Annotated in this window: 1 rRNA gene; it reads left to right on the plus strand. The window is 58.0% G+C overall.

Annotated features, from left to right (window positions below):
• The first annotated feature begins 12 nt into the window (after window positions 1-12).
• Window positions 13-2,738: ribosomal RNA gene (locus GSE44_RS24850) — 23S ribosomal RNA — on the plus strand.

Below are 2,738 nucleotides of genomic sequence, written 5' to 3' on the forward strand. Positions count from 1 at the left end.
GAAGTTTGAGTGAATAAAGGGCGTTCGGTGGATGCCTTGGCGCCAAGAGGCGATGAAGGACGTGGCACGCTGCGATAAGCTGCGGGGAGATGCGAGCGATCGTTGATCCGCAGATGTCCGAATGGGGAAACCCCTCCTTTATGGAGATCCCTGGCTGAATACATAGGTCAGGGAGGCGAACCCGGGGAACTGAAACATCTCAGTACCTGGAGGAAAAGACATCAACAGAGATTCCGCGAGTAGTGGCGAGCGAAAGCGGAGTAGGCCAGTGGTTGCATGGAGAGAAGCCGAAGGATCTGGAAAGGTCTGCCGCAGCGGGTGATAGCCCCGTAGGCGTAGTGCTCTGTGTGATCCTTGAGTAAGGCGGGGCACGTGAAACCCTGTCTGAACATGGGGGGACCACCCTCCAAGCCTAAATACTCCTTGGCGACCGATAGTGCACAAGTACCGTGAGGGAAAGGTGAAAAGCACCCCGACAAGGGGAGTGAAAGAGACCTGAAACCGAGCGCTTACAAGCAGTCGGAGCCCTCATTGTGGGGTGACGGCGTACCTTTTGTATAATGGGTCCGCGAGTTCGTGTTGGCAGCAAGCTTAAGCCGTGAGGTGTAGGCGCAGCGAAAGCGAGTCTGACAAGGGCGCTTGAGTTGCCGGCATGAGACCCGAAACCGAGTGATCTAGCCATGGCCAGGCTGAAGGTGCGGTAACACGCACTGGAGGGCCGAACCCACGCCTGTTGAAAAAGTCGGGGATGAGCTGTGGCTAGGGGTGAAAGGCCAATCAAACTCGGAAATAGCTGGTTCTCCGCGAAATCTATTGAGGTAGATCCTCATCCGTTTACCGCCGGAGGTAGAGCACCGGAAGGGCTAGGGGGGCCCAAAGCCCTACCAAACCCTACCGAACTCCGAATGCCGGCGAGTACAGGGTGGGAGACAGACAGTGGGTGCTAAGGTCCATTGTCGAGAGGGAAACAGCCCAGACCACCAGCTAAGGCCCCTAATTCGTGGCTAAGTGGGAAAGCATGTGGGACGGCCAAAACAACCAGGAGGTTGGCTTAGAAGCAGCCATCCTTTAAAGAAAGCGTAATAGCTCACTGGTCTAATAGCTGTTCTGCGGCGAAAATGTAACGGGGCTCAAGCCACGAGCCGAAGCTGTGGGTGCATCTTAGGATGCGCGGTAGCGGAGCGTTCCCTAGGCCTGTGAAGGGATACCTGTGAGGGGTCCTGGAGGTATGGGAAGTGCGAATGCGGACATGAGTAGCGACAAAGAGGGTGAGAACCCCTCTCGCCGAAAGTCCAAGGGTTCCTGCGCAAGGCCAATCCGCGCAGGGTGAGCCGGCCCCTAAGGCGAGGGCGACAGCCGTAGCCGATGGAAACAGGGTGAATATTCCCTGGCCCCCCAGATGTGACGACCATGAAGCGCGGTTCCCTCTTATCGGATTGAGGGGGCAGGTGGATTGGTCCGGGAAATAGCACTGGGATTATGGACCGTACCCGAAACCGACACAGGTGGACTGGTTGAGTATACCGAGGCGCTTGAGAGAACCATGCTGAAGGAACTAGGCAAATTGCTCGCGTAACTTCGGGATAAGCGAGACCCCATGGCGCGCAAGCGTTGTGGGGTGGCACAGACCAGGGGGTGGCGACTGTTTAGTAAAAACACAGGGCTCTGCGAAATCGAGAGATGACGTATAGGGTCTGACGCCTGCCCGGTGCCGGAAGGTTAAAGGGAGGAGTGAGAGCTCCGAACTGAAGCCCCGGTAAACGGCGGCCGTAACTATAACGGTCCTAAGGTAGCGAAATTCCTTGTCGGGTAAGTTCCGACCTGCACGAATGGCGTAACGACCTCCCCACTGTCTCCAGCATGGGCTCAGCGAAATTGAATTCCCCGTGAAGATGCGGGGTACCCGTGGTCAGACGGAAAGACCCTATGAACCTTTACTGCAGCTTGGCAGTGGCGCCAGGAAGGGACTGTGTAGGATAGGTGGGAGCCGATGAAGCCGGGGCGCTAGCCTTGGTGGAGGCAACCTTGAAATACCACCCTGTGCCTTTCTGGCGTCTAACTGAGCCCCGTTAGCCGGGGCCAGGACCCTGCCTGGTGGGCAGTTTGACTGGGGCGGTCGCCTCCCAAAGTGTAACGGAGGCGCGCGATGGTGGGCTCAGGCCGGTCGGACATCGGCTGTTGAGTGCAAAGGCACAAGCCCGCCTGACTGCGAGCGCGACAGCGCGAGCAGAGACGAAAGTCGGCCTTAGTGATCCGGTGGTCCCGCGTGGAAGGGCCATCGCTCAACGGATAAAAGGTACTCTAGGGATAACAGGCTGATCTCCCCCAAGAGTCCACATCGACGGGGAGGTTTGGCACCTCGATGTCGGCTCATCGCATCCCGGGGCTGGAGCAGGTCCCAAGGGTTCGGCTGTTCGCCGATTAAAGCGGTACGTGAGCTGGGTTTAGAACGTCGTGAGACAGTTCGGTCCCTATCTGCCATGGGTGTTGGAGACTTGAGAGGATCTGTCCCTAGTACGAGAGGACCGGGATGGACGCACCTCTGGTGCACCGGTTGTCACGCCAGTGGCATCGCCGGGTAGCCAAGTGCGGAACGGATAACCGCTGAAGGCATCTAAGCGGGAAACCAGCCTCAAGACGAGGTCTCCCCAAGGGCCGTGATAGACCATCACGTTGATAGGCCGCAGGTGGAAGTCCGGTAACGGACGTAGCTGAGCGGTCCTAATCGCCCGATCGAA

The organism is Muricoccus harenae (assembly GCF_009848505.1).
GTDB lineage: Bacteria > Pseudomonadota > Alphaproteobacteria > Acetobacterales > Acetobacteraceae > Roseomonas > Roseomonas harenae.